This is a genomic window from Celeribacter marinus (genome assembly GCF_965656515.1).
Classification (GTDB): domain Bacteria; phylum Pseudomonadota; class Alphaproteobacteria; order Rhodobacterales; family Rhodobacteraceae; genus Celeribacter; species Celeribacter marinus_D.
Window position 1 is genome coordinate 4,405 of sequence record NZ_CBFHKW010000083.1, and the last position, 2,993, is coordinate 7,397.

The 2,993-nt window shown below is 56.7% G+C and carries 4 protein-coding genes; all 4 read left to right on the top strand.

The genetic code is table 11. The features are described 5' to 3' along the window. A partial coding sequence (locus ACTG34_RS12945) for a LysR substrate-binding domain-containing protein (protein WP_439105304.1) occupies nucleotides 1–440 on the top strand: 440 nt, incomplete at its 5' end. A 328-nt stretch (nucleotides 441–768) separates the two neighbouring features. Next, on the top strand, nucleotides 769–1,725 hold the full coding sequence (locus ACTG34_RS12950; RefSeq protein WP_439105306.1) for an isopenicillin N synthase family dioxygenase: 957 nt from the start codon (nucleotides 769–771) through the stop codon (nucleotides 1,723–1,725). A 288-nt stretch (nucleotides 1,726–2,013) separates the two neighbouring features. Further along, the gene (locus tag ACTG34_RS12955) at nucleotides 2,014–2,646 is read left to right on the top strand and encodes a tyrosine-type recombinase/integrase (protein WP_439105305.1); all 633 of its coding nucleotides are present in this window, start codon (nucleotides 2,014–2,016) and stop codon (nucleotides 2,644–2,646) included. Nucleotides 2,647–2,870: 224 nt separating this feature from the next. Then, on the top strand, nucleotides 2,871–2,993 hold a 123-nt coding region (locus ACTG34_RS12960; RefSeq protein ID WP_439105307.1), incomplete at its 3' end, for a MerR family DNA-binding transcriptional regulator.

A 2,993-nucleotide genomic window follows, 5' to 3' on the forward strand; every position in this document is an offset into this window, starting at 1 on the left:
ACGACGTCATCCGCATCCGTTATGGAACAGGTGACTGGCCGCACCCCTATCGCGCCCGGCTCTATGCCGAAGAAATCGCCCCGGTGGCGGCGCCCGCGCTGGCGGCCCGCGCAGGTCATTGGACAGCGTTGCCGCGCATCGCCTGTGCGGGGCAGCGCCTCGGCTGGCACGCCTGGGCAGCAGAGTTCGGCATCCCTACCACCCCATTGCCCGACCTGCGCTTTGACACACATCTGTCGGCACTTGGCGCGGCCAAGGCGGGGCTGGGAGTATTGCTGGCATCGCTGCCATTGTGCGCGGAGGCCTTGTCAACGGGTGCGTTGGTTCGCCTCGATTCCGCGTCTCTTTCTCATCACCAAAGCTATTGGTTGCTCGCCAGCCCCCAAGCGGTGTCGCGCGACCAATGGCAGGCGATTACAACAGCACTCATCGATATCTGATGGAGAAGCGGCCCGGAGCTGTGGTTCACCCAAAATGCGGAGTGCTGTGGTGCAGTCCGTCAGACCGAACTGTCGCTACAAATGCAGAATTGAGCCGAACAAGAACTGCTAAATGGCGGAAAAGGACGGTCGATAGCTGCCACCGAGTGACCGCTTTATCGAGCTTTTTTCGTTTGATCATTGGCACGATCCGCCATAACCTGATGATATGACAGAGTTTCTCCATCTCGTTATCCTCGAGCGCCACAGCGCTCACCGTCGAAAGCGTTTTGCCGGATAGCCAGCACCCTATGTGCTGCATCCAACAAATCACTTTCGGAGACCTCCCATGACTGAGTTTACAGAAATACCGGCGCTTGACCTTGCGCCATTGATGAATGGTGGCGACACAACCCAGCTGGCCATCGACTTTGCAAATGCATACGGAAATACGGGCTTTGGTTACATCATCAACCATGGCGTGGACCCAAAGCTTCGTAAGGACATATTTGCGGCTTCGAAGCAGTTTCACGCCCTTGCGGAAGCGCAGAAGCAGGCGATCGCGCTGGACAAGAACCATCGCGGCTACATCGCAATCAATACATCCACTGACGTGAACTCTGATCTCGCAGAGGTGACAAAACCGAACCAGTCGGCATCCTTTATGATGATGCGAGAAGATGAGTTTGCTCGTTCCGACGTCTACCTGTCGGGTCCAAACCAATGGCCTGATTTGCAAGGGTTTCGAGAGGTGTGTGAAGCCTACACAGAAGCGATGACAGGGCTGGGACGCAAGCTGATGGGATTGGCGCTGGACGCAATTGGCGTCACGGAACAGGGGATCCTCAAAGCATTTGACACGCCAACGATCTGGCTGCGCCTGCTCCACTATCCACCGCAACCGCCTCAGGCACCTGAGGATTTGTATGGATCAGCCCCTCACAAGGACTTTGGGTGTTTGACACTGTTGGCGCAAGATGACGTTGGCGGCTTACAAGTGCAAACTCCGGCGGGCGAATGGGTGGATGCGCCACCGCGTGAGGATGCTTTTATCGTAAATGTCGGAGACATGTTACACCGCATGTCGAACGGGAAGCTATTGTCGACCCCGCACAGAGTGATCAATACCTCCAGGCGGGAGCGGTATTCGGTCCCATTCTTTTTTGATCCTAATGTTTCGACCATTGTCGCCCCATTGCCGGGGACCGGCACACCAAAATTCGATCCGTTGAATTTCGGGGACTTTCTAAGAGCCGAGTTGGGCGCAAGTTACGACGCGCACCATGATGATGAATCAACCCGGTAGCGTGGGTGTTAGAACAACGGACATGACCCATTCCAACGGCTCCCACTAAAGGTTGGCTTTGATGATGCCGCAGTGCTGCTCGTCATCGTGGCCGAACGGCGGGCGTGCGACGCGCCTTCAGAGCCAAGTGTCGGCTCTATGGGGTTGCGCCGTCATTCGGGCACAGTATTGCATTCGAAAGTTTGGGCTCATAGCCGACCCCCGATGCAGCACAGCATCATGTGGTATGATGTCTTGTCAACGTCGGGTTGTCGATGTGGGAGGGCGCCGTGGATCGGAGGATCCATCATGGAAACACCAAACTTACCCGCCATCCGCGAGCTGCGCCCGGCTTGGAACAAAGGCCGGATCGTCGGCCAGAAACGGCCGCTAAAACCCAAACACGTTTGGGCGATCAGGGTGCGGCAGGAGCTAGCGGAGAACCATCGTGATCTGGCCCTTTTCAATCTTGCCATCGACAGCAAGTTGCGCGGCTGCGATCTGGTGAAGATGAAGGTGGTCGATGTCATGGCGTCAGGGCAAATCAAGGAACGCGCGTCGGTTCTTCAGAGCAAGACCCAAAAACCCGTACGTTTCGAAATCTCTGAAGGCACCCGTGCATCGCTCGCCAAATGGATGCGGGAGCCGCTGATGGTCGGATCCGAATACCTCTGGCCCGGGCGCTTTCACGAACGGCTTCACATCTCGACCCGCCAGTACGCGCGAATTGTGCGTGACTGGGTTACATCCATCGGTCTGGAGGCCAGCGCCTATGGCACCCACTCGATGAGGCGCACCAAGGTGACCCAGATCTACAAGAAGACAGGAAACCTGCGCGCCGTGCAGCTGTTGTTGGGCCATACCAAGATGGATAGCACAGTCAGATACCTTGGCGTTGAGCTTGAAGATGCGCTTGCGATCGCCGAAGCTATCGAAATCTGAAGGCTTGGGCCGTCTTCACGGACGGCCCGGAGCTGCCCTTTGCTTCTTAGCGAGGCGCTGCGGTGCAGCTTCACCTAACCGATCATTCGGCCATCGTATAGCTCTTCCAATCTGGGAATGGAGGCCGCGCAGGACCAAGCCGATTATGGCTTGACCTGTCTATAGCTTCATAGCTTAGGGAGTTCTTGACGGACGAGAATCGGTGTGAGCTTACAAGGCGGCGAATGTATCAGATTTCGGAATTAGCGAAGAGCGTAGGGCTCTCACGGGCGACGCTACTCTATTACGAGAAGCTCGGTCTTCTGAAGGGCAAGCGCAGGGCCAACGGTTACCGCGTCTACACAGAA

What these genes read in the sequence shown, in the direction of transcription:
- ACTG34_RS12950 (WP_439105306.1), top strand. Translation starts at nt 769, where the DNA reads ATGACTGAGTTTACAGAAATACCGGCGCTTGACCTTGCGCCATTGATG.
- ACTG34_RS12955 (WP_439105305.1), top strand. Translation starts at nt 2,014, where the DNA reads ATGGAAACACCAAACTTACCCGCCATCCGCGAGCTGCGCCCGGCTTGG.